This window comes from Bifidobacterium sp. B4081, assembly GCF_026537335.1.
Taxonomy (GTDB): Bacteria; Actinomycetota; Actinomycetes; order Actinomycetales; family Bifidobacteriaceae; genus Bombiscardovia.
The window spans coordinates 122,331-146,828 of record NZ_JAFNMM010000001.1 but is presented as its reverse complement, the minus strand read 5'-3'; the positions used below and the strand labels follow the sequence as shown (position 1 = coordinate 146,828).

General features: G+C 60.0%; 20 protein-coding genes and 1 other RNA gene. 6 read left to right on the top strand and 15 right to left on the bottom strand.

Going from position 1 to position 24,498, the window contains the following annotated elements; genetic code table 11:
* Positions 1–2: 2 nt before the first annotated feature.
* Positions 3–1,256 (top strand): glycoside hydrolase 5 family protein, encoded by a 1,254-nt coding sequence (locus tag J3T92_RS00585; RefSeq protein WP_267399251.1) that lies wholly within the window; start codon positions 3–5, stop codon positions 1,254–1,256.
* Positions 1,257–1,277: 21 nt separating this feature from the next.
* Here the strand turns inward: J3T92_RS00585 and J3T92_RS00580 are convergent, their stop codons facing one another.
* Both J3T92_RS00580 and ffs read right to left on the bottom strand, forming a co-directional pair.
* Positions 1,278–2,573, bottom strand: coding sequence for a glycoside hydrolase family 125 protein (locus tag J3T92_RS00580; protein ID WP_267399250.1), 1,296 nt, complete (start codon positions 2,571–2,573; stop codon positions 1,278–1,280).
* Between the two features lie 86 nt (positions 2,574–2,659).
* Positions 2,660–2,750: signal recognition particle sRNA small type (gene ffs, locus J3T92_RS00575), an RNA gene on the bottom strand.
* A 229-nt stretch (positions 2,751–2,979) separates the two neighbouring features.
* On the opposite strand from ffs, the gene glf reads away from it, so the two are divergent.
* Positions 2,980–4,158: a UDP-galactopyranose mutase gene (gene glf, locus J3T92_RS00570; RefSeq protein WP_267399249.1), complete on the top strand. Its 1,179-nt coding sequence runs from the start codon at positions 2,980–2,982 to the stop codon at positions 4,156–4,158.
* A 27-nt stretch (positions 4,159–4,185) separates the two neighbouring features.
* Here the strand turns inward: glf and J3T92_RS00565 are convergent, their stop codons facing one another.
* The gene (locus tag J3T92_RS00565) at positions 4,186–4,893 is read right to left on the bottom strand and encodes a TetR/AcrR family transcriptional regulator (protein ID WP_267399248.1); all 708 of its coding nucleotides are present in this window, start codon (positions 4,891–4,893) and stop codon (positions 4,186–4,188) included.
* A gap of 197 nt (positions 4,894–5,090) precedes the next feature.
* On the opposite strand from J3T92_RS00565, the gene J3T92_RS00560 reads away from it, so the two are divergent.
* Together J3T92_RS00560 and J3T92_RS00555 are read left to right on the top strand one after the other, a co-directional pair.
* Positions 5,091–6,341 carry an MFS transporter gene (locus J3T92_RS00560; RefSeq protein ID WP_267399247.1) on the top strand — a complete coding sequence of 417 codons (1,251 nt, stop codon included), beginning with the start codon at positions 5,091–5,093 and terminating at the stop codon, positions 6,339–6,341.
* Between the two features lie 12 nt (positions 6,342–6,353).
* Complete coding sequence (locus J3T92_RS00555) at positions 6,354–7,883, top strand: alpha-L-arabinofuranosidase C-terminal domain-containing protein (protein WP_267399246.1); 1,530 nt, start codon at positions 6,354–6,356, stop codon at positions 7,881–7,883.
* A 145-nt stretch (positions 7,884–8,028) separates the two neighbouring features.
* Here J3T92_RS00555 and J3T92_RS00550 read toward each other — a convergent pair whose 3' ends face one another.
* The gene (locus J3T92_RS00550) at positions 8,029–9,171 is read right to left on the bottom strand and encodes an inositol-3-phosphate synthase (RefSeq protein WP_267399245.1); all 1,143 of its coding nucleotides are present in this window, start codon (positions 9,169–9,171) and stop codon (positions 8,029–8,031) included.
* A gap of 193 nt (positions 9,172–9,364) precedes the next feature.
* On the opposite strand from J3T92_RS00550, the gene J3T92_RS00545 reads away from it, so the two are divergent.
* Complete coding sequence (locus J3T92_RS00545; RefSeq protein WP_267399244.1) at positions 9,365–11,590, top strand: transglycosylase domain-containing protein; 2,226 nt, start codon at positions 9,365–9,367, stop codon at positions 11,588–11,590.
* A gap of 93 nt (positions 11,591–11,683) precedes the next feature.
* Here J3T92_RS00545 and leuA read toward each other — a convergent pair whose 3' ends face one another.
* The 8 genes from leuA to J3T92_RS00505 form a co-directional block, all read right to left on the bottom strand.
* A complete protein-coding gene (gene leuA, locus J3T92_RS00540) occupies positions 11,684–13,594 on the bottom strand; it encodes a 2-isopropylmalate synthase (RefSeq protein WP_267399243.1) in 1,911 nt (636 codons plus the stop codon).
* 224 nt (positions 13,595–13,818) lie between these two features.
* Positions 13,819–14,439 carry a DUF5701 family protein gene (locus tag J3T92_RS00535; protein ID WP_267399242.1) on the bottom strand — a complete coding sequence of 207 codons (621 nt, stop codon included), beginning with the start codon at positions 14,437–14,439 and terminating at the stop codon, positions 13,819–13,821.
* A gap of 84 nt (positions 14,440–14,523) precedes the next feature.
* Positions 14,524–15,216 carry an L-ribulose-5-phosphate 4-epimerase gene (locus J3T92_RS00530; protein WP_267399241.1) on the bottom strand — a complete coding sequence of 231 codons (693 nt, stop codon included), beginning with the start codon at positions 15,214–15,216 and terminating at the stop codon, positions 14,524–14,526.
* A gap of 94 nt (positions 15,217–15,310) precedes the next feature.
* Positions 15,311–16,672: an MFS transporter gene (locus J3T92_RS00525; RefSeq protein WP_267399239.1), complete on the bottom strand. Its 1,362-nt coding sequence runs from the start codon at positions 16,670–16,672 to the stop codon at positions 15,311–15,313.
* A 132-nt stretch (positions 16,673–16,804) separates the two neighbouring features.
* Complete coding sequence (locus J3T92_RS00520; protein WP_267399237.1) at positions 16,805–17,761, bottom strand: sugar kinase; 957 nt, start codon at positions 17,759–17,761, stop codon at positions 16,805–16,807.
* Between the two features lie 212 nt (positions 17,762–17,973).
* Positions 17,974–18,843, bottom strand: coding sequence for an L-ribulose-5-phosphate 3-epimerase (locus J3T92_RS00515; protein ID WP_267399235.1), 870 nt, complete (start codon positions 18,841–18,843; stop codon positions 17,974–17,976).
* On the bottom strand, positions 18,840–19,514 hold the full coding sequence (locus J3T92_RS00510) for a 3-dehydro-L-gulonate-6-phosphate decarboxylase (RefSeq protein WP_267399234.1): 675 nt from the start codon (positions 19,512–19,514) through the stop codon (positions 18,840–18,842). The genes J3T92_RS00515 and J3T92_RS00510 overlap by 4 nt, the downstream gene beginning before the upstream one ends.
* A gap of 5 nt (positions 19,515–19,519) precedes the next feature.
* A complete protein-coding gene (locus J3T92_RS00505; protein ID WP_045935859.1) occupies positions 19,520–20,509 on the bottom strand; it encodes a phosphotriesterase family protein in 990 nt (329 codons plus the stop codon).
* Positions 20,510–20,755: 246 nt separating this feature from the next.
* Here J3T92_RS00505 and J3T92_RS00500 point away from each other — a divergent pair, with 246 nt between their 5' ends.
* Positions 20,756–21,796 carry a sugar-binding transcriptional regulator gene (locus J3T92_RS00500; protein WP_267399233.1) on the top strand — a complete coding sequence of 347 codons (1,041 nt, stop codon included), beginning with the start codon at positions 20,756–20,758 and terminating at the stop codon, positions 21,794–21,796.
* A 110-nt stretch (positions 21,797–21,906) separates the two neighbouring features.
* Here the strand turns inward: J3T92_RS00500 and J3T92_RS00495 are convergent, their stop codons facing one another.
* From J3T92_RS00495 to J3T92_RS00485, 3 genes are read right to left on the bottom strand one after another with little or no spacing between them, the layout of a single operon-like run.
* On the bottom strand, positions 21,907–22,995 hold the full coding sequence (locus J3T92_RS00495; RefSeq protein ID WP_267399232.1) for an aspartate-semialdehyde dehydrogenase: 1,089 nt from the start codon (positions 22,993–22,995) through the stop codon (positions 21,907–21,909).
* Between the two features lie 17 nt (positions 22,996–23,012).
* Complete coding sequence (locus J3T92_RS00490) at positions 23,013–23,576, bottom strand: ACT domain-containing protein (protein ID WP_015022547.1); 564 nt, start codon at positions 23,574–23,576, stop codon at positions 23,013–23,015.
* Between the two features lie 23 nt (positions 23,577–23,599).
* A complete protein-coding gene (locus tag J3T92_RS00485; protein WP_024626971.1) occupies positions 23,600–24,406 on the bottom strand; it encodes an aspartate kinase in 807 nt (268 codons plus the stop codon).
* Between the last annotated feature and the right edge of the window lie 92 nt (positions 24,407–24,498).

The following is a 24,498-nucleotide window of genomic DNA, read 5'->3' as shown; positions in this document are numbered from 1 at the left end:
GGATGAGATTCGGCGTCAACTACACACCCTCGCATGGATGGTTCCATACCTGGCTGGACCCTGACTGGCAGGCCATCGGCAGAGATCTGGATCAGATTGCCTCCTTGGGGGCAGACCACATCAGGGTCTTCCCCCTCTGGCCGATCCTCCAGCCCAACCGAACCTTGATCAACAACAAAGGGCTAGAAGACCTGCACCATATGGTCGACCTAGCCGGGCAACGCGGGCTTGACTCTTTTGTGGACGTGGTTCAGGGACACCTGTCGAGCTTCGACTTCCTGCCTTCATGGGTGACCACATGGCATGCCAGGAACATATTCACCGATGAACAGACCATTCATGCCCTCGCCGACCTTATCTTTCAAGTCTATCAGAGCCTGGAAGACCTGGACGGATTCCGAGGAATAACAGTGGGTAACGAGTGCAACCAGTTCCTTGGAACAGCCCATCCCCTGGGTATGACAGCGACCAGCGAGCAGATCGACGCTTGGCTTGATGCTTTGATCAGCCCTTTGGCTGCTCGCGCCGAGCAGGACCATCGCATTCTGGTCCATAGCGAGGATGATGCGGTCTGGTACCTGCCCGGCCATGCCTTCACCCCAATCCAGCAAGGTCATATCGGTAGCCTGTCTACGATCCATGCTTGGGTATTCAACGGTGTCATCAGCAAATACGGACCCGGCAGCCAAGAGTGTCTGAGCCATGGCCGTTATCTGATCGAATTGGCCAAGGCATATGAGAACCGAGCCCACCGCCCGGTTTGGGCCCAGGAGATCGGCGCCCCGCTCAACGTCATGACCGTCGCCCAGGCACCGACCTTCATGCAGGAATCCGTCAGAAGGATGGCGCAGGCCGACGACCTGTTCGGCATCACTTGGTGGTGCTCCCACGACGTGAACCGTGGCTTGGCTGACTTCCCGGAACTTGAGTATGATTTGGGATTGATCGATCAGGACGGACGGGTCAAGGAGCTCGGATGCCTCTTCTCCAGTCTGGCCGAAGAGGTCCACAGCCTCTCGAATGGTCGGCAGAACCGGCCCAGCGGTAATCGCGTCGCCATCGTTCTGCCCTCGGACCCTAAGGGAATGTCGCAAATTCGTGGTGCTTGCGCACCTGGCGGGCGAATTTTCGAAGCTTGGATGAAAGACGCAGCCTCGGGCGAATCCCTCCTCTTTACCAACCGGGATCGTGCGAATGACACTGCATACCTGGCGGAACGCGGAATCGGCAGGCTGATCCCAGCCGAGTCGCTCTAGCAACGGCATGAGCCGACACAGCTACCGTTCGACCCGGATGCCGAAATACTCCATGACAAGTTCGCAGAACATCATATTGGCCCAGCTGAACCAGGGACGGGTGTACCTGCTCGGATTGTCGACATCGAATCCCTCATGCATCAGATGAGTGTCGGCATCGGTTTGAACCATGACATCCAATATTCTGCCTTGTTCATCATGGTCCCTGCACGTCAAGCCTTCCATGGCCAGCGCCATAGGCCATACATAGCCGACCGGGGTGTGAGAGGACCCGATTCCCCTGGCCTGGGAACCTTCGTAATAGTAGGGGTTCTCCGGGCTGAGCAGAGTACGCCGCGTCTCAAGATAAATCGGTTCGTCATAGGGGCAGAATCCCAAATAAGGGGCCGCAATCAGATTGGGAACATTGGCATCATCCATGATGCTCACCCCGCCCAGCCCATCCACCTCATAGGCATAGACGGCTTTCCCGGACGCATTCCTAGTGACTCCATACTGTTCAATGCCAAGATGTATGGAGCAGCCGAGCTTGTCCGCACGGTCCGCCAGACCTGAATCATCCAAAGGGCCAGTGAAGATTCGTTTCAGAAGATCCACAGCCACAGCGGCAAACATGTTGGAGGGAACAAGATAGTTGTAAGCGCAGGCATCATCGCTGGGGCGGAAGCCCGACCAGGTCATCCCTGTCGGAGCCGTCGGATGACCGCGGCCATCTTCGGCCAGCGTGTCCTGAGAAAGATCAGTCTTCCTGATGAAGAAGTATGGTGAGCGAGCGTGGTCCTGCTCCAGCTCGAAGACATCCAAAATTCGGTGGACCCCATTGATGAAGTCGGCGTTGAACTGGTCCGTCCGTCCCGTATTGCGGTAGAGCAGCCAGGCGAGCTGAACCGGATAGCAGAGGGAATCCACCTCATATTTGCGCTCCCAGAGCCACGGGCTAGTGAAGTCCGTCCGATCATTCGGATCCCAGGCAGCACCAGAAGGAGTCTCATTGAAGGCGTTAGCATATGGATCTATACAGATGTAGGCGAATTGCCGCCTGACCAAGCCCGATATCATGGCGGCCATATCGTCATCGTCGCGGGCTACGACCAGATAGGGACGCACCTGAGCCGTAGAGTCCCGTAACCACATGGCTGGGATGTCTCCAGTGAGCAGAAATGTGGTACCGTCCTTCTCCCTCCTGACTGTGGTCGAAAGCGTCTTAGCGAAAGCCTTCCGAAAAACCTTGGCCCAAGCCGGATGCCTGACCCCGCATAGATCGGTAATCCGCTCGATGAACAACGATACCGAAGTCGGGATTTCCTGGTAAGTCATAGTTCGCGCCCTTGCCTCCCGCATGACAGTGGATGCCGCTGATGCCGAAAGGCATCAGACCAATCCATGGCCAAAAAGACGAATATGGAAAACTCCCACGCACCCGCCAGAGGCCACTTACCCTTGCTGCATTCCTGCCCTGGGGGGATTGGGTGACATAACGCCACGTGAGAGCAAGTCACTATTGTAGCAGATCGGCTCCACTTGTCCATTGCAAGCCTCAACCATCCAAACCAAGTGCGCATTCAGTCGACATCGCTGCCTACCGCTTTCCCGACCGGGCCTGTCCGCTAACATGTAAGCAATAGGATCGCCGCACTCAAAGCGGCTGATCATAGCTCAGGCCGGGCCCTGGCGATAGACAGTCCCGACTTCACAACAACAAAGGACGGACGGCTGAAAACGAATGGCTGACATGGACGTGGATTTGGTGGTTGTAGGGGCCGGGCTCTTTGGCCTGACCGTGGCCCAGCAGGCGGTCGAGCACAGCGGCGCCCGGGTACGAATCATCGACGTACGCGACCACATAGGCGGCAACGCATACTCCTATATGGACGAGGAAACCGGGGCCGAAATCCACAAGTATGGGGCCCACCTCTTCCACACCTCCAACCGCAAGGTCTGGGATTATGTCAATCGCTTCACCGAATTCACCGACTACACCCACAGGGTCTACACCACCCACAAGGGCGAGGTCTACCCCCTGCCCATCAACTTGGGGACCATCAACCAGTTCTTCCACGCCCGCTACACCCCCCAGCAGGCCCGAGAACTGATCCGGGAGCAGGCCGGCGAGCTGGCCGGAACCGACCCGGGCAACCTGAACGACCAGGGCATCTCCCTGATCGGCCGCCCCCTGTATGAGGCCTTCATCAAGAACTACACGGCCAAGCAGTGGCAGACCGACCCCTCCCAGCTGCCGGCCTCGATCATCAAGCGGCTTCCGGTGCGGTTCAACTACGACAACCACTACTTCAGGGACACCTGGGAGGGCCTGCCCAAGGACGGCTACACAGCCTGGTTCGAGAGGATGATCGACGACCCACGCATCCAGGTGAGCTTGAAAACCGACTTCTTCGACAACTCCCAGCCCTGGAACCGGGATGCTCTGGTGGGGCAGGTCCCCGTTGTCTACACCGGCCCGGTCGACCGCTACTTCGACTACCGCCTGGGCGAGCTCAAGTGGCGGACCGTGGACTTCAAGGAGCGCCGCTACGACGAGGACGACCACTTCGGCTGCCCGGTCATGAACTTCTCCGATCCTGACGTACCATACACCCGCGCCATCGAGTTCAAGAACTTCAACCCCGAACGCTACGACCGGCAGAACCATGAGCGCACCGTGGTCTGGGAGGAATACAGCCGCTTCGCCGGCAAGGGCGACGAGCCCTACTACCCCATCAACACGGATGGCGATCGGGCGCTCTACACCCAGTACAAGCAGCTGGCCACCCAACAGCCGAAGGTGGTCTTCGGCGGGCGCCTGGGCACCTACGCTTACTACGACATGCACCAGGTCATCAATTCAGCCCTGGATGCCTGGGACAGGCGGATCGCTCCCCTGGTAGGCCACGCCAAGGACTGAAATCGGAACCGAATTCCTGCCGACCTTCTAGAGGTAATCGTCCCACTGGGGCGACGGGAAGAGAATGGGTTCCGCTTTTGTCCAAAGGGCGATCAGGTCGTCGTCGGGGTTGGTCAACGCTTGGATCTGCACACCGTCCATGGTGCAATAGACGGTTCTGACCAGCCGATGGAAGGCCGGCCGATCCTGATAGGGCTCAGGCAGCTTCCAACGAATCCCGTCCATAAAGTCGATCATCCGGACATGTCGATTTCGGTAGTACTCGTGTGCAGGATGAGCCGGATCATGAGCCTCTACGGCCAGATGCATGAAAAGCATGACCAGGACCATGCGCTCGGCGTTTCCCTGGACCAGACTCCGCAGGTAGCCCGGCAGCGAATAGAGAGGACGACCTTTCTGGTCTAGACCGATGACCAGCTCATCACGTTCGCCGGGCTTGGACCCAAAGGTGAAGGAATCCTGGTCGTAGTAGACCTGGATGACCAGGGAGAGCAGCTCCTCGCGCGTGCGGACATAATGACGCAATCCCGGCAGAGTCAGGCCGACAGCGTTCGCTATGGCCTGCATGGAAACGCCATAAGTGCCGTAGTAGGCGATCATCTGGGCAGCGGCCTGGGCTATCTGTCTGCGACGCTCATCCGGGGCCATCCGCCGGCGGGCGCCGATGGGACGCCCAGGAAGGCGGTCGACCTGCTCTCCGCCTACATTGTTCTCGATCTTCCTGTTCGCACTCATCTAGATCATCATACCGTTGACTGTCAAACCGTCATAGGACCTGCATAGCCCCCTTTCTCCAGACCGTCCGCAAGGCGGAAACCGCCCGCAAGCACCCGCCTTCTTGCTTATTTCATATTTATAATATATAAAACAATATGGGAAGCACGGCGCTTCCCCACTGTGCACAGACGCACCAAAAGAAAGGGAGCTGGATAGTGACACAAACCGATTCAGCAGGCGGGCAGGAACTCGGCACCGCAGCTAAAAGCCGATACTGCATTGCTTTCTTCATCTTCAATCTGTTCTGGATGATGGCCCTGTCCATCGTCGCCTCGGTCTTGCTGCCCCAACGCTTGACCGACATCGCTCCAGGGTCCAAGGTGGCCATATCCGGGGTCTTCAACGCTACCACGGCCCTGACATCCCTGGTGTCCAACCTAATCGTGGGCAACCTGTCCGACAGGACCCGTTCCATCTTCGGCCGCAGAACCCCCTGGGTCGTTTCCGGCGGCCTTATAGCCGGCGTCTCGCTCTTCCTTATGGGCGTCATTGCCAACGTCTGGACCATCGGCATCTTCTACTGCCTTGCTATGGTCGGCCTGAACATGATGATCTCCCCAGTGGTCGCCTCCCTGTCCGACCGTGTTCCCGAATCACAGCGAGCCACCATGTCAGCATTCATCTCGGCAGGCAATCTGGTGGGCAACTCACTGGGCACGCTGGTCGGCGCCCGGTTCATCACCATGCAGATCCCAGGCTGGATCATGTCCGGCATAGTCATGGGCGTGGCTGGACTGGTCACGGTAGTCATCTGGCCCAAGGAACCCTCCTCAAAGGACATGCCCGCTTTGAGCAGCAGCCTGCGCTCCATCATGGAATCCTTCCGCCCGCCTCGTCACGCGCCCGACTTCTGGATGGCCTTCGTGGGACGTTCCCTGCTCCTATTCAGCTACTACATGATCCTCAACTACCAGCTCTTCATCCTCCAGGACTATATGGGCCAGTCCGTCAAAGACTCGGCGGCCACCATGTCGACCATGTCCCTGGTTCTGATTGTGGTCTCCATGATCGCCGCCCTGGGTGCAGGCCCGATCTCCGACAAGATGGGCCGCAGGAAGATGCCCGTGGTCATCGCCAGCCTGCTTCTGGCTCTGGGCTATGCCATGCCCTGGATCACCCATAGCCCCCTGGGCATGATCCTGTTCACCGCCATCGGCGGCTTCGGCTACGGCATGTACGGATCGGTCGACCAGGCGCTTAACGTTGACGTTCTGCCCAACGCCGAGGAGGCCGGCAAGGATCTGGGCATCCTCAACATCGCCACCACCCTAGGCCAGATGGTGGGGCCCATGGTGACATCGCTGATCGTCTCGGTAACCAAGTCCTACCAGCTGGTCTTCCCCACCGCCATCGTCCTGGTGCTGCTGGCCTGCATCTTCATCAGCCGCATCCACACCATCAAGTAAGGAGTTCAAACAGTGAGCATCCACATCGACCCGCGCCTGACTACCGGCACCATCAGCCCCTACCTGCACGGCCAGTTTATCGAATTCCTCGGCGAATGCATCGATCAAGGACTATGGGTTGGCACGGATTCCTCCATCCCGAATATCGACGGCATCCGCACGGACGCCATCAAAGCCCTGAAAGCGCTGAAGCCTCCCCTGCTACGCTGGCCCGGCGGCTGCTATGCCGACACCTACCACTGGCGTCAGGGGGTTGGGCCCCGCAACCAGCGTCCGGTGGGATATAATGAGAACTTCGGCACCTACCAGCCTGACGGGCATGGTTTCGGTACCGACGAATTCCTCAGACTTTGCCAGGCCGTTGGCGCTGAACCCTGGATCAACGTGAACATGCTGAGCGGATCCGTGACCGAAATGCGCGACTGGATGGAGTACTGCAACCGTCCATCGGGCACAGCCATGTCAGCCATGCGAGCCACCAACGGCCACCCCTCCCCCTATGGGGTGAAGTTCTGGGGGCTGGGGAACGAGCCCTGGGCCGGCGGGGGGACGATGACCCCGTCCATGTATGCGGACCGCTATCGGATGTTCGCCTCGGCCATGCCCACCTTCGCCGAGAAGGGGGACCAGTCCCCGATGATCCGGCCCATCGCCTGCGGCCCAGACGGAAATAAGCCTATGGAACGGGTGCGCTGGACCAGGGACTTCTTCCAGGCTTTGGCCCAGTACCGCCAGCCGCCCATCGCCGCCTACGACCTGCACTTCTACAACTGGAACATCGACCACGCCGACGACACTTCTACCCAATTTGATCAGGTTGGCTGGGATCGGGTGATTCGAGGCGCCCTTGAGCTCGGTGAGGTCATCGACCAGCAGTGGAATCTAATGCAGGCCTGCCTGGCCACCATGCCCCACCCTGAGAGCACCATGGATTCCAGGCTGACAAAGGTCGATCTGGTCATGGGCGAATGGGGCAACTGGCATGGCGATGCCTTCACGGCTCGTCCGGCGCTCCGGCAGCAGGTGACCATGCGTGACGCGGTCACCTCGGCCTTGACGCTGGATATCCTCCAGTCCAGGTGCAACAAGGTGTCCATGGCCTGCAATGCTCAGACCCTGAACGTTCTCAACTCGTTGATCCTGACCGAAAACGAAGACACCATCCTGACCCCCAACTACGATGTCTTCATGATGTACCGGTGCCATCAAGGGGCCCGTGCGATCCAAAGCCTGCCAGAGGCCGGCAACCCGTCCCTGCACGTCTTTGCCTCGGTCAAGGACGGGCACATCATGGTGGACCTGGTTAACGCCGACATGGCCTCTGCCGGCGAAGCGACATTGACCCTGCCCGAGCCTGTGCGTCCGGCGGGCATGCAAAGCCTTTCAGCGGAGGATCCGCATGCCTGCAATACCCGATCCGACCCAGACCAAGTAAGGGCTCGCCAGGTCGACGTCTCGGACATTCCCGAAGGACGTGAAATTACAGTCCGTCTGGATCCAGCCTCAGTGAATGTGCTTGACTTGGCCATGCCTGAGAGTTAGCAGCAGCAATCGGCGGATTGGGCACTATGCCTGTAATCCGCCGATTCGAATCTACGATCCAACCATATAAGCCTGTGGGCGACCCCCGAAAGAGGTCGCCCACAGGCTTATATCAAGCGCCTGACAGTGCCCGACTGAGTTCTACTCAGGCGTGCCAGACGTCCTTGCCGTTCTCCTTGGCGGCCTTGACATCGGCATCCAAAGCGCTCTCGTCGCTCTCCACCTTGCCGACGATGTAATCCTCGACCAGCTGACGGGCCTCGTTGTCCTCATGCTGGACGGCGGGGGACTTCATGAAGTAGGAGCTGGGGGCCAGCACCGGGCCGGCCAGGTGGCGGTCCAGGGCGATCTTGGCGGCACGCAGGGCATCGATGACGATGCCGGCCGAGTTAGGTGAATCCCAGACTTCCAGCCTGTACTCCAGATTCAGAGGAACATCGCCGAAGGTGGTGCCTTCCAGACGCACAAAGGCCAGCTTGCGGTCATCCAGCCAAGCCACGTAGTCAGAGGGACCGATGTGGACGTTGTGGGGATCCATATCATGAGGAACGATAGAGGTAACGGCACGGGTCTTGGAAACCTTCTTGGATTCCAGACGAGAGCGCTGCAGCATGTTCATAAAGTCCATGTTGCCCCCCACGTTCAGCTGGTAGGTGCGGTCCAGACGCACGCCGCGATCCTCGAAGAGGCGGGCCATGACCCTGTGTGTGATAGTGGCGCCCACCTGGCTCTTGATGTCGTCGCCTACGATGGGCAGGCCGGCATCGCGGAACTTCTGGGCCCACTCGGGGTCGGAGGCGATGAAGACGGGCAGGCAGTTGACGAAGGCGCACCCTGCCTCGATGGCAGCGGTGGCATAGGCCTTGTCAGCCTGCTCAGAGCCGACGGGCAGGTAGGAGACCAGTACATCGACCTTCTTGTCGCGCAAAACCTGGGCCACATCAACAGGCTCGGCGTCCGATTCGGTGATCATCTTGCTGTAGTACTCACCCAACCCGTCACCGGTCGGCCCGCGCAGCACCTCCACGCCTTTGTTGGGAACGTCGCAGAACTTGTAAGTGTTGTTCTGCGAGGCGAAGATGGCCTCGCTCAAGTCCTTGCCAACCTTGAGTGAATCCACATCGAAGGCGGTCACGAACTCCACGTCACGAATTCGGTAGCCGCCGAAATTGGCGTGCATGATGCCGGGGATCTTGTCATCATCCTTGGCGTCCTTGTAATACTCGACTCCCTGTACCAGCGAGGAAGCGCAGTTGCCCACGCCCGCTATAGCTACACGGATGCTCATACAAACTCCTCTGATTTACTGAGTTATTCCAACTTAAGCATACCTTCTCCCGATGGAAAGCATGAATGGAATTAAACCGTATCTTCGCACTCAGTAGCAGAACTCGCTTCGAGCTGGGCACAAACGTACGAAAATGATGAACGTTCAGCCCTAGGTCGAACAGTTTTCAGCCCTGCCGGATAGCGTGGTTGGCATGGCCAATCAGACTCGTTCAGTCAGTTCGACCTCGCCCTCACGCAGGACCCGATCCGGGACGCGCGGCGGCAGGAATCGCACCGACAGGCTCACCTCGCGGCATGCCGACCGGAATCCTCGTGGCGGCGGCCCCCGTCGCGGACGACCCCGCAAGTCGCATCGTGTGCTTAAGTGGACCCTGGCTTTGCTGGGACTGGTGCTGGTCGCCGGAGCGGCGGCCTTCGCGTACCTGTATCTGACCACTGAAATCATCCCACCGGAAAAGCAAGCGCTAGCGCAAAAGACCACGGTCTACTATGCGGACGGCACCACCCCCATTGGAACCTATGCCGACCAGAACCGGGAAATCATCGACTGCGCTGTCCTGCCCAAGTATGTGGGCAATTCAGTCGTCGCTTCGGAGAACCGCTCCTTCTATAAAGACAACGGCATCGACCTCAAGGGCATCGGTCGGGCCCTGCTCAACAACGTGACCAAGGGCACCCGGCAGGGCGGATCCACCATCACCCAGCAGTACGCTGAGCGCTACTATCTGGGTGAGACCACCTCCTACAAGGGCAAGCTGCGCGAGGCCATCCTCTCTTTGAAGATCTCCAGGACCGAGAGCAAGGACACGGTCCTGTGCAACTACATGAACACCATCTACTTCGGCCGCGGCGCCTACGGGATCCAGGCCGCCGCCCAGAATTACTTCGGCAAGGATGCCAAGGACCTGACCATGCCCGAGTCGGCCATGTTGGCTGGCATCATTCCTGCGCCGGCCTCCTGGGATCCAGCGGTCAACCCCAAACAGGCCGAATCACGCTTCCACCGGGTGCTGGGCATCATGGAGGAGGACCACTACATCAGCCACAAAGATCGGGTCGGTGCCCAGATGCCGCAGACCATCAAATACTCGCCGGAGAACGTCTACCAGGGACCCAACGGCTACCTGCTACGCATGGTCCGCAACGAGCTGTCCTCCGGTAAAAAGGCTCCCTTTACCGCGGACGATCTGGATACAGGCGGCTACCGGATCATTACTACCATCCAAAAGGATAAGCAGGATCTCATGTTCCAGGTGGCCAGCCCGACCACCGGCAATAAGAATCAGCCTCCCACCCTGCAGACCGGGGGGCTCTCGGTCGACCCCAAAACTGGTGCCATCATCTCGTTGTACGCCGGGGACGACTACCTCACCCACCAACTCAATAACGTGGACCAGGCTAACTTCCAAGTGGGTTCGACGATGAAGGCCTACACCCTGTTAGGAGCCATCCAGGATGGAGTCAGTCTCAACACGGTCTTCAATGGGAACTCTCCTCGAACTTTCTCCAGCGTGGGCAAATCCGTTGCCAACGCCGGGCAGGTCAGCTATGGGTACATCAACCTCTACTCGGCCTTCGCCAATTCGGTTAACACGGTCTTCATGGACCTGGGCGAGCACGTGACCTCGCAGAAAACGGCTCAGCTGGCCCACACGGCTGGCATTACCGGCAAGATCGACGACACGACCACCTTCGACACCCTGGGTCTGGATGCCCTTTCGGTCTATGACGTGACACAGGGATACGCCACTCTGGCCAACGAGGGCAAGCGACCCTTGCTGCATCTGGTAGCCCAAGTCAAGGACACCAAAGATCAGGAGCTCTACACGGCGGCTATCCAGTCGGACCAAGTCTTCAACGCCGACCAAGTGGCCCTGCTGCAGAAAGCCATGACCACTACGGTTCAGTACGGCACTGCGTCCTATGCACGTTCCCTGGGTCGGCCCATCGCTGGCAAGACAGGCACAGCCAACGACCAGACTGCCATCTCCTTCATCGGATTCACTCCCTCGCTTCTGACCACTTTCGCTGTCTGGAACCAAGGGGAGGACGGCAGCGCCCTCAAGGTACCTGATGTATACCAGAACGAGTTCTATCCGGTCCAGCTGTTCACCCAGTACATGAAGTCGGCCCTGGGCAACAGCCCGGTGGAGCGCTTCCCTGCGGCCGAGGACCATGGCAAGATCGGCGGACCGGACGGCAGCTGGGGCACCGGGTATAAGCAGAGCTACTCCTATATGCCCAAGCGTAACTACAATTATGAATACGTGCCTCAGCGACGCAACCAGCAGCGAACAACCCCGCAGGAGGAATCAGGAGCCGGAAGCGGTTCGGGCTCAGGCAATGGAGGCGGGGCCGAGGGCGGCAACAGCGGAACCACCGATGGCAATTCCGAGTCAGAGTCATCCCAGCAGTAGGTCTGTCCGGACAACCCGGTCTGATCTGAACAGATCGACTGCGTCCCGATCGGACCGCAAGATTGACAGGGGGGGGTCTACCCCCTATGACCTCTAGCCGCGCTGGAAGCGGTTGAGCGCCGAGATAATGGCCTTGAGGGAGCTGGTGGAGATGGACGAATCGATGCCCACGCCCCAGATCACCCGGGACCTGGCCGGTTCGCCCACCTGGCATTCCACATAGGAAGCCGCCAGAGCATCCGTGCCGGCGGTCATGGCGTGCTCGGCGTAATCCAGGACGGAGACGGTTTGGTCCAAGGACTTGAGTGCATCCAGGAAGGCCGCAATCGGGCCGTTCCCATGCCCCTGAACACGACGGCGCTCCTCAGGATCGCCTGGGGCAAGTCCTCGGTCCAGCAGGGTGGCATCCAGCACGGTGTCGGAGCCGTCCTCGCCGGAGGTGACTGCCACATTCAGCAACTTGAAACGTCCCCACTGATGCAGGGTCTCATCACGCTGATCGGCCATGGACTCGCCGCCGACCACGCTTCCCCCGGCCTCGACGGGCAGGTACTCATCCTTGAAGAGCCGCCAGATATCGGCATCCTTGACCTCGTGCTTGGTCCTGTCGGCATAGTCCTGAACCAGCCGTTCGAACTCCACCTGAAGGCGCTTGGGCAGATCCAGATGATGGTTGGCCTTGAGCAGGTAGGCCATGCCGCCCTTGCCCGACTGGGAGTTGACCCGGATGATGGCCTCATAGTTGCCGCCCACATCCTTGGGGTCGATGGGCAGGTAGGGCACCAGCCAGAGGAAGTCATCGGGGTTGGCATTGGCACGCAAAGCCGCCTGCTGCCGGGCATCCAGTCCCTTCTTGATGGCATCCTGATGAGAGCCGGAGAAGGCCGTGAAGACGAAGTTGCCCGCATAGGGGTGCCGCTCGGAGACGGCGATCTGATTGCAGTACTCCACCGTCCGACGGATGCCGGGCATATCGGAGAAGTCCAGCTGGGGATCGATCCCCTGGACCAGCAGGTTCAGCCCCACCGTGCAAATGTCAACATTGCCGGTACGCTCGCCATTGCCCAGCAGACATCCCTCCACCCGGTCGGCCCCGGCCAGCAGGCTGAGCTCGGTGGCGGCAACAGCCATGCCCTCGTCGTTGTGGGGGTGCAGGGAAAGCACCACCGCATCCCGGTTTTTGAGGTTGGTGGATATGTACTCCACCTCATCGGCGAAGACGTTGGGGGTGGTCATCTCCACGGTGTTGGGCAGATTGATGATCATGGGATGCTCCGGCGTGGGCCGGATCACGTCGATGACCGCGTTGCAGACCTCCAGAGAATACTCGGGCTCGGCACCGGAGAAGGACTCGGGCGAGTACTCATAGGAAAGATCAGCGCCCCCGGCATCGGCCTCCAGGGAGCGGCAGAGTTCGGCGGCATCGGTGGCCAGTTTCTTAATACCGGCCTTGTCCTTGTGGAAGACGACTTCCCGCTGCAGGACCGAAACCGAGTTGTAGAAGTGGACCACAGCCCGCTTGGCCCCACGCAGGGCCTCATATGTACGGCGAATCAGGTGCTCGCGGGCCTGGGTAAGGACCACGATGGTCACGTCGTCGGGAATCAGCTCGCGTTCTATCAACAAGCGGATGAAGTCGTAATCGGTCTCGGAGGCCGAGGGGAAGCCCACCTCGATCTCCTTGAAGCCCATGGAAATCAGCAGATTCCAGAATCTCAGCTTGCGCTCGGAATCCATGGGGTCGACCAGTGCCTGGTTGCCGTCACGGAGATCCACCGAGCACCAGCGGGGCGCCCGCTTCAGGGTCTTGCCCGGCCAGGTACGCTGCGGATAGTCAAAGGGGACCTGCTTGTTGTAGGCCACATACTTGTTGTAGGGCATGGCGCTGGGCTTTTGCGGCGAACCCACGAACCTGGGGGGAGGCAGCAGCAGGTCGTTGTTCCCTCCATTGGACGCCGCGGCCTGGGCCGCAAGATCAAACACGGATGCACAATCCTGATCCATCTCTCCTCCTTCTTTCGTTCGTCGAAAACCACATATCACCCGGCATAGGTATTTGGGCAGACCGAAAGCGTACCGGGGGTGCCATTATCCTACCGGAGGAGAGCCGGGATATGCGGTGCGGGTCCGCATTCCGACTCAGAGGATGGCGAGCGCACAGAGTCCGGCATGATTCGCATGGTCGCCCAAGTTGCAAACACCACACGATGCAAGCACTGACAGAGCGCTCACTGGAAGAGGGAGACGCCGCGGCGGCCCTCGCAGTAGGCGTTGCCCAGCCAGGTGTGGCGCGAGTTGGGCCAGACCGAGCCCAGACGGGGTGCGTTCTGACTCATCCAGATGCTGGGCACGCGCCCGTCGGCGCTGTAGGAACCCAGCAGGTTGAAGCCATTCTTGACCGCCAGCCAATCGGGATGCTGGGTGGCGATGGCCAGCCCCTCCTCCAAGGTCAGAGGGAGCCGGTCGTCGGAGTCTATCAGCTTACGTGCTACGTCCGGTTCTCGGTTGGTATAGCAGGTGCCGGTGTGCGGCTCCAGGACAATGTAGAAGGGTCCCTCGGGCGGCTCGAACCCGTTCTGGGGCAGGAAGCTGGCGATGTCGCGCGGAGGCATGGTGGTGAAGCCCGCCATGCGATTGATGCTGGTCCGGGCGATCAGCGACTCGGGCGAGACCAGCTCCCTGGTAGGAATGAGCAGAATCTGCTCGCCCAGCTCAGTGGACTCCAGCGCAGAGATCAGGGGCTGGGCCAAGGCTCTGAAAGCGGCTGCGCTGATGTCCGCCACATCCGGATAGCCCAGGGCCACGATCCGATCCAGTTGCCGCTGCACTTCTTGGGAAGATCTGGTCATGGTCTCCAGTCTAATTCGAATCTGCCACGGCGAGCACCTGCACTGTTGACGCTCACCTGTCGGGGCGAGGTATCGTATTCAGCCTCAGTGCTGGCCGTACACGTGCTGGTAACGGTCGTTCAGACTCGCCACATCCTCGTCGGACAGGGGCACTGGCGTACCGATCTGCTCGGCAGCCCACACCGTACGCGCCACTTCCTCCGTCATCGCCGCCGCCTTAACCGCAGCCTCAGCATCAGCACCGACAGTGAAGGGGCCGTGATTGCGCATGAGCACCGCAGGGCTGCCCGGATGTTCCGCCAGGGTCTCGACCACCCCACGACCTATCTGGTCTGAACCGATCAGGGCGAAGGGCCCCACCGGCACCGGACCACCGAACTCGTCACCCATCATCGTCAATACGCATGGAATTGACCGGCCCACTGCAGCAAAGGCCGTCGCAAAGGTCGAATGCGTATGCACCACGCCAAACACTTCAGGCATATGCCGGTAGATGTAGGCATGTGAAAACACATCCGAGGAGGGGGCGGCAGATCCGTCCACCACATGCCCTTCCAGATCCGTAACCACCATTGATTCCGGCGTCAACTGTTCATAGCGCACCCCGGACGGCTTGATCACCAGCAAGTCGGCCGAATGCAGACGCTGCGAGACGTTCCCGGCCGTCCACACCACCAGCCCCCACTTGATCAGCTGGTCATGCAGGGCGGCAACATGCTCACGGACCAGCCCCACTTCAACACGTACCTCATCAGGAAAATCAGCCAAGGACGTCATAAGAACCACCACCATTCCCAATATGGGGCCGACCCTCCCTGTGAAAAGCCGGCCCGGTTTGCTTACCTGTGTGCGCAGACCCTGCTGCCCGTCCTCACAGGCTTTCCAGATCCTTGCCCTTGGTCTCCTGGGCAAAGAGGTATATAACAGCGCCGATGACCAGGCAGACACCGAAGAAGGTGAATGCCGTGGTGACAACGCCGATGTTGATGTGCTGGGAGACATAGTCGCCGCCCACCAGGAGCCCCATGAATATAGGGCCTACTATCTTGGCTGTGGCACCGATGCCGTATCCCAATCCCAGTCCGGTAGAGCGAACATCGTTGGGGAACTGCTCGCCACCGAAAGCGTTGAGGATGCCGAAGACGCCGTCTGCGAAGGTCATGATGACCAGGACGGCGATGTAGAACTGCCAGCCGGAATTGTGGAAGAAAGCTGCATAGAAGCAACCCAGGGCCCCGATGATGCCGAAGGAGAACATGGTCCAACGCCGGCCGATGATGTCAGCCAGCCAGGCAGAGCCGAATCTGCCTATGCAGTCGGCCACGGAGACGCCCATGAACAGGTAGGCCACCATTTGCGTTGAAAAACCGAAGGCATCCTTCATCAGCGTCTGACCCCAGGATTGGATGGCGAAGGAACCCAGAATAAAGCAGAAGGATCCGACAGAAATGATGACCAGCGGCTTCAAATGCTTGGACAAGAGCAGACGATAGCTGGCCTTCTGTTCCTGCTCAACCTCGGGCAGGGCACCGACCTGGTCCACAGGAAGCTCCAGAGCCCAGGCCAAGGCCTTGCGGGCATCGTCGTCACGTCCCACACTCTGGTAGAAACGGGGGGACTCAGGCACCGTCGCCAGCCAGAAGAGAAGGAGGACGGGGATAACGCCCAGGGCCACCAGCACGCGCCAATTGTCGCCGATCAGGCTCTGCGAGACGGATCCCAGGAGCAGACCCATAGGAATGAAGACCGAGGCCAAGCCGGAGAGCATGCCGCGTTGCCTGGTCGGGACGAACTCCTGGACGTAGGGAATGGAGATAATGTTAAGGCCGCCTACGCCGATGCCCACGCCTATGCGCAGGATGGCCAGCAGGATCCAGGCACCGTCAGGCAGGAAGACCGACAGGGCCGTAAAGACCACGAAGCAGAGGACACACCACTGGAAGGCATGCTTGCGGCCGAAGCGATCGGCCAAACGCCCCCAGAGGATGGATCCGATGACTGTGCCCAGCCCGGAGCAGGCCAGGATGATTCCTGCGGAGACCCCGGTCAGGTGCCAGGCCGAAGTCAGGAGGGAGACCACGAAACCGATCAGGAACATATCGAAGAATTCGGATATGTTGCCGGCTATGGCCAGGCCGATGATGCTTTTCTGATGTCCGGTCAGGGGACGAGAGTCTATCTGCTCGTAAGCGGTCAGCAGCTCTCCGGCCTGTGTGACATGTGTATCGCTCATAATGGGTTGCTTTTCTTTCTCGGATGATCATGATGATGGCGGCCCGACCCCGGTATGGTCTGACCTGAGGATCCAGGCCGCCTTCTCCGACCTTGGAGAAGGCTGCGACGGGCCTGGATCGTGAAGGAACGGTCAGCGATTGATATCCCCGCCCAGCGGAATATCAAGTTCCTGGGCGCGGATACGGGTCAGATCGCCCATATGCGTCAGGGCGTACTCGGCGGCCCGCTGCCCCCATCTGACACCGCACTCCACATCATCGGAGAGGAAGCCATGGAGAGTGGCAGCCACGAAGGAGTCCCCGGCGCCGGGACGGTCCACCACCGGAACCGTGGTGGTGACGTATTTCTTGATTCCTTTGGAGGTCCTCAGGTAAGGACCATCCAGGTGATTGGTGGAAACGATGTACTCGTTGCCGAAGCGCTGGTAGAGCTGTTCGCAAACCTCCTCGCCGGTCCCCTCGATGCCGAAGACGCTTTTGGCGTCCTTGATGGAGCAGAAGAGAATGCGGGCCTTGTGGGCAATGGGCTCCAGGACCTTTCTGGCCTGGTCACCGGTCCAGAGCTTGCTGCGGAAGTTCACGTCAAGGGCGATGTCGATGCCGCGCTTGTCCGCCTGTTCGGCCGCATAGGTCACCACCTGGGCTGTGGTATCGGTCAGGGCCGCCGTGATCCCGGTCAGGAAAAGCAGGCGGGTGTCCAGCATCCGGTCCCAGTCGTAATCATCGATCCCCGTCGATCTGAAGGGGGTGTACTCGCGGTCATAGATGACGTTGGCCGGCATAGGGGGCTCGCCCGGCTCCATGAAGTAGAGGGCGATCCGGCTGGCCGGCTTGCGGACCATGGTGCTCAGGTCAACGCCCACGGACCTGTACTCGCTCAGGACGTATTCGCCCAAGTCCCCCTCTGGCAGTGAGGAGGTCCACAGGGTCCTGCGCTGAAGCTGGGCTAGGACTCCAGCCACATTGGCCTCGGAACAGGCGGGATTCATCAGGACCGACCGGGCGTTCATCAGCCGCTCCCCCCTCCTGACCGTGAGCCTGATCTGCCCCTCTCCTATGGTCGAAAGGTCATATGCATGTTCTGCCATCACTTGCTCCTTGTCTACACGGTCGCTTTTCTAGGATGGACCACGACGTCCGCTTCAGTCCGTATTACGACCTGTCACATTCAAACTCGCACCGATCGGGTCGACCCATCAAGGGCGACCGCTGGCATCATTGCCTCCCTGCCGATGCCAAGGGGGTGGAGGACCGGCACAACCACCCCCGGGTCGCAACCGTGACGGCTGCGACCTTTACCTCAGCCTTTGGGATCGAGCACATCTATGTCGGCCCCTCGCAACCAGGTTTCCACTTTCTCCCTTGCATTCATGACGATCTGATCGGCCTGGTCCGAATCATCGTTCCACATCTCCAGCATGATCCGCCCCGACCAGGACTGCCGGGCCAGCTCGGCGAAAGCCACAGGAAAGTCGGCACAGCCCTCGCCCATGGTGATGCGACGGGGTTGCCCTGGGAGCACATCCTTGACGTGGATGGCCAGCATTCTGCCGGCTCCAGCCCTGAGCTCAGCCACGGCATCCAGCTCCTGCTCATAAAGGTTGCCGATATCCGGGTACATGCTCAGCCAGGAGGACCCGACCTGATCGCAGATGGACAGACCCTTGGTGATGGAGGTGATGTCATTGCCGTCCACATTCTCTATACCCAGCATGACGCCGGCCTGGGCCGCATACTCAGCCGCCCTGGCCAGAACCTCCACATACCTGGCGCGCTGGTCAGGATCAGGGTCCTCGTAGTAGGCGTAGTAACCAGCTACCTGGATCAGGGGAATGCCCGCCTCATGAGCCAGATCGATCGCCTTGAGGAAGATCTCATAGGCCTGACGGCGGACAGCCGGATCGGCGGAGCCGGGGCCCACCTTGCGGTGGCAGCTCAGGCAGATCCCTCCGACCCGGACGCCCTGGCGGTCAGCGGCCTGACGGAAGGCGGAAGCCTGGGCAGCCGTCCAGTCCAAGCGAGCCATCCGCTTGTCGCTTTCGTCAATGGACAGATCCATAAAGGTGAACCCATCGGCCACCACCTGGGACATGAACGCATCCCAATCATCCGGCTCGGCGGGGGACTTCAGGGCCTTCTCATAGATGCCCAGGGTGACACTGCCACTCATTGCGGCCACACCCTGCCAATGGTCTCCCGCAGCTCGGTCGCAGCGGCCAGGGGGTCGTCAGCCTTGACAATGCCGCGACCCGAAATCACCACTCCAACGGGAACTCCTTGGAAGAAGGGCAGGTCCTTGGCCGTGACCCCGCCGGTCACAGTGACCTTGAAGCCCATCTGATGCAGCTGACGGATGCGGTCCTTGTCGTCCTCCCCCCAGGTCAGCTTTCCGGCCGCTTCAGCATCACGAGAACGGTGGACGATGACCTGGGTGGCTCCAAGTCGCCGCCATTCGCGCGCCTGTTCGGGATCGTAGGTTTCGCCCAGCTCAATCTGGACCTCGCCGCCGGACTCCTGGGCCACCTTCACCACCTGTTCGACCGTGGTCATGCTGGCCCCGGCGACCACCGAGACCCAGCTGGCACCCGCCTCGAAGCAGGCGCGGGAGATGACCGCACCGGCCTCGGCGATCCTGACATCCGCCAGGATGGTCTTATTGGGATAGAGGGCACGGATCTCGCGCACGGATCTCAGCCCTTCGGCGATGATCAGGACGGTTCCGCACTCGATGACATCCACCTGGCTCACGGCCGCATTCAGAGGCCTCAGGGCCGAGGGCATATCAAAGGTGTCCAGCGCGATCTGCAGCTGGGGGCGTTCCAGGGTCTTGTCTGCTGCCATCGCGCTCAGGCCTCCTTACGGAAGGAGAAGAAGTTGTGGGCGTTGCGGATGAGCAGCTTGTCCACGTAGTCGGGATCAAAGCCTTCAGCGATCATGCGGGGGCCGTCCACTGCCGGGTTGTAGTCCACGCCACTCACAGAGCCGTAGACCTTCTGGTAGGAGCGCTTGCCCGAGTCCGTGCCTAGGAGGATACGGTCCTCGTAGCCGTCTTTCTTGAAAGCCTTGAGCTCCATCATCCTGTTGGAATCGGGCTGATACTTGATCCTGTTGGTGCCGTCGATTTCCAGGTAAACGCCCAGATCCAGGATCTCCTCCAGGTAGTAGACATCGGCATTGCGCTGGATGTGGCCGATGGCGATCTGGTCGGCGGGGACCCCCAGTCCAATCAGGGTCTGGGCCTGTTCCAGACCACAGGTTCCATAGGTGGTGTGCGTGTTGATGGGAGCGCCGGTTTCGATGGCCGCCTTGGCGGCAGCCTCCATGCACTTGTGCTCGAAGGGCGTGATCTCGCCGTAAGCAGTGCCGATCTTGATAACACCTGCCTTATAGGGGCTGCGATCCACCAGGGGGCCGGTGTAGTCGTTGCGGTCGATGCCCTCACGGATATCGGCGATGACCAGGTCGGCGATCTGATCCACGCTGTAGCGGTTGATCCAGTGGGACTGGGTCTCCAGGTAGACATGCTCACGGTGGAAGCCGGTGGCCCCTATGATCTGCAGGTTCTCCACCGAGCGGGCCACCTCGGCCAGCTTCTCGATGTCACGGCCGCAGTTGATGGGGCACATATCCACCACGGTGCCGCCCTGCTTGCTCCAGTTCAGCGAGGCCTTGGCGAAATAGCCGGCCTCGGTCTCTGCCTTCTCGACTGAATCCAGTTGGTGGTCCTTATCCAGGTAGACCTCACCGGCTCCCACCCGGATCAGATGGTCGTGGCTGTTGACTACGCCAAGCGTGCTCGGATCGACATCACCCAGAATGGTTCGTGCGAATGCCATGTGAACTCCTTTGTTGTTTGTGCTCTGCGACTTCGCGGCACCGGTCTTTAGGCTTTTCCATTCGGTGCCTTTGACAGGAGACAGACTATGTGAGCAGTCAATAAACAACAAGGATATTGATGAACATATGTACTTGAACTACGAGTTCAAACGCATATAGATCGCATTCTTACCCTTGAAAACAAGTATTTTTCGACCTTCAGGAGCAGATAAGCAGTTTTTCATTGATTCTGATAAAATGTACATATGTTCAGCGATTTACAGATGATGACCAGTTCGGATGCCCGCAAGCGGGTCCAGCTGCTTCTTCGCGTAGCCCGCATGTACTACCAGGACCACATGCTGCAGTCCCAGATCGCCACAGAGACAGGCTATTCCCGTCCCTCCGTCTCCCGGATGCTGAAGGAGGCCCAAGAGCGAGGACTGGTGAAGATCTCCATTGAGAATCCACTGGAACGGCTTGAAGACCTGGAGTCCAGGTTGATCCGACAATTCAACCTCCGTTGCGCTCGGGTCTCGGAGCCACCCCAAGGATGCACCGGGTATGATGTCGTACCCCGAAGCGCGGCGGCTCTCCTGGTTGAGCAGACCAGACCCGACTCTTTGATAACCGTCTCCAATGGCAACGCGGTCGCCTACACGGTTCGTGAAGTTCCCCTGCAAAACTGGGCAAAGTCCAAGGTCGTGCAGATGATCGGCTCCCTGTCGCCGACCAATCCCATGACGGATTCACCGGAGATATGCCGCATGCTAGCCCAACGATTGGGCGGCAGCTACTCGACGCTGCCAGTGCCCATGATCCTGTCTTCAACTCCTGTGGCTGAAGCCATGCGCAAAGAACGCCAGATCGCCGACACCCTGTCCCTGGGCGGACATGCCGATGTTGCGGTGGTAGGAGTCGGGTCCGTCAAGGAGGGAAGGTCAGGACACATTTTCAAGGACTACGAGAATGCGGCTTTCGTCAAGGAGGTGACCGAGCTCAAGGCTGTGGGGCACATCTGCGGACACCACATCGATGCACAGGGTCGCCACATCCAAACCAGCCTGTGCGAACGCACTATATCGATTGAATTCGAACGTCTCAAGCGGATCCCTCTGGTCATAGGCGTAGCCTGGGGACCGCAAAAAGTTGCCAGCATCCTCGCCTGTCTGCGGGCCGGGCTTATCTCGGCACTGGCCACCGACCGCGACACGGCCGAGGGAATACTCGATCTGGATCAACAGCAGAGGGGATCGGGCAGACAAGCCTCACAAGCTTCGAGCCGAGCAAAGGCCAAACAGGACTGACCCTATATGAAAGCCATCAGGCTGACAAGGCCTGGTAGAGCCGGTCTTCCCATACCCAAGAGATATGCGGGATACTTTAGGTCTGCCAAGCAATCAGCCCAGATGCACAATCAGATCCTGTCAGCGAAATGCTTGCGGACGATCAGCTCGGCGATCTGCACGGCGTTGAGGGCGGCTCCCTTGCGCAGGTTGTCATTGGCCACGAACATGGACAATCCCCGCTTGCCTTCCACGGCCTGGTCCTGGCGGATGCGTCCCACGAAGCTGGGGTCCTTGCCGGCGGCATCCAGAGGAGTGGGTATTTCCGCCAGACTTACTCCGGGGGCCTTGGACAGCAGGTCACGGGCCTGATCAGGGGTCACATCGTGCTCGAACTCGGCATTGATGCTCATGCCGTGGGCTGTGAAGACCCCTACCCTCACGCAGGTGCAGGAGGCGGCCAGATCAGGCAGGTGCAGGATCTTGCGGCTCTCATTGCGCAGCTTCTGCTCCTCGTCGGTCTCGCCGCTGCCGTCATCGGCCAAGTCGCCTATAAAAGGTACGGCGTTGAAGGCAATGGTGCGCACCACCTTGGTGGGCGGGGGGAACTCGATAGCCGATCCGTCGAAGACCAGTCGGTCAGCACCCTGCTCCACGGCGGTTTTGGCCTCGTCGCGCAGCTGGAGGACGCCGGCACGCCCAGCCCCTGACACGGCCTGGTAGGAGGAGACGATCAGGCGGCGCAGACCGTATGTCTTGGCCAAGGGACTCAGCACCGGCATGCAGGCCATGGTGGTGCAGTTGGGATTGGCTACGATCCGCCGGGGGATAAGATCCAGGTCCTCGGGGTTGACCTCAGACACCACCAGGGGGACCTCGGGATCCATCCGCCAATGGGAGGAGTTGTCGACCACGTAGGCCCCGGCCTCGGCGAAACGCGGAGCCCAGGTTCCTGAGGTCGAGCCACCGGCGGAGAAGATGGCCAGATCGATCCCGCTCAGGTCGGCCTGCTCCACATCCTCGACCGTGATGGTCCTGTCACGCCAGCGCAGCTGCTCTCCGGCCGACCGGGACGAGGCCATGAATCGCAGGTCGGCCACGGGGAAGTTCCGTTCGTCCAGCATGCGGCGCATGACCATGCCTACCTGGCCGGTGGCACCCAGAACGGCTACATTGATGCCGCGACGTCCGTTGCCCGCCAAATCAGCCTTATTCGTCATTGCTCTCTCCTCTCCGCTCAGCGACCCGTGCCGCCATAAACGACCGCCTCGACCTGATCAGCATCCAAGTGGAAGGCCGTATGGATGGCCCGTACCGCCTCGTCCAGGTCCTGGATGGGCACCAAGGCGGAGATGCGGATCTCGGAGGTCGATATCATGAGCACGTTGATATGTCGGTCGCTTAAGGCCCGGAAGAAGGTGGCAGTGATGCCCGAATGGGTTTTCATCCCTACGCCCACCAGGGTCACCTTGCCCACCTCGGGATTGATGTCCACTGATCGGAACCCCAATTGCTCGCGTGAGTCATCCAGCATGGGAACCACCTGATCAGCCTGAGCGGACGGCAACGTAAAGGAGATGTCCACGGTGCCGGTAGCCGCCCCAGCCTGGACGATCATATCGATGTTGATGCCGCCCTCGGCAAGGATGGTGAAGAGCTGTGCGGCCACGCCAGGTCGGTCGGGCACGGCACGCAGACTGACCTGAGTCTCACTGCGGTCGTGGGCAACCCCTGAGATGATGGGTGACTCAGGGCCGTTCAGGTCCGGAAACAGGTCACCCATGGATTCGCCGTTGGTCATGTCCTTCCTTCCGTCATATCCCGTCACTTGTCAGCGCGTGCGGCGGGGCGATCCGGCAGCTGGCCGGTCTCCAAATTGGGAATCTTGTCAGCATCGACATCGTCGGGCATGATCAGCGTGCCTGGGCGATGGGAAAAGGAACTGCGCACATGGATGGGCATGCGGAAGCGCTGGGCATACTCCACGCAGCGCAGGGCCAGCACCTTGGATCCGCCGGCCGCCATCTCCAGCATCTCCTCATATGAAATGCGGGCGATTCTACGGGCGGTGGGCACAATGCGCGGGTCGGCGGTAAAGACGCCATCCACATCGGTATAGATCTCGCAGACATCCGCCTTGAGCGCCACGGCTAGGGCCACAGCCGAGGTATCCGAGCCGCCACGACCCAGGGTGGTGGCGTCGCCATCGGGGTTGACCCCCTGGAAGCCCGCCACAATTCCCACCTCGCCTCGGTCCAGGGCCTTCATGACACGCTGAGGTCGGACATGGCGGATGTGGGCTGCGCCGTAGCGGGCATCGGTCATGAATCCCGCCTGCGAACCGGTGAAGGAGTGGGCGCGCTCGCCTTGTGCATGGATGCTCATGGCCAGCAGGCTCATGGAGATGCGCTCCCCCGCCGTCATAAGCATGTCCATCTCTCGGGCAGGAGGATTGGAATCCACATCCATGGCCTGATCAATCAGATCGTCAGTGGTGTCCCCCATAGCGGAAACCACCACAGCGATGTCATTGCCAGCGCGCTTGGTGTCAATGATGCGCTTGGCCACACGCTTGATGGAGTCCGAGTCCGCCACCGAGGACCCGCCATACTTCTGAACGATAAGTGCCACTGCTGTTCCATCCCGCGACGGTTAAGCCACTAGACCATCATCTGCAACATGTTGATTACATGGATTATACGAACGACACCGTTCTATCAGAC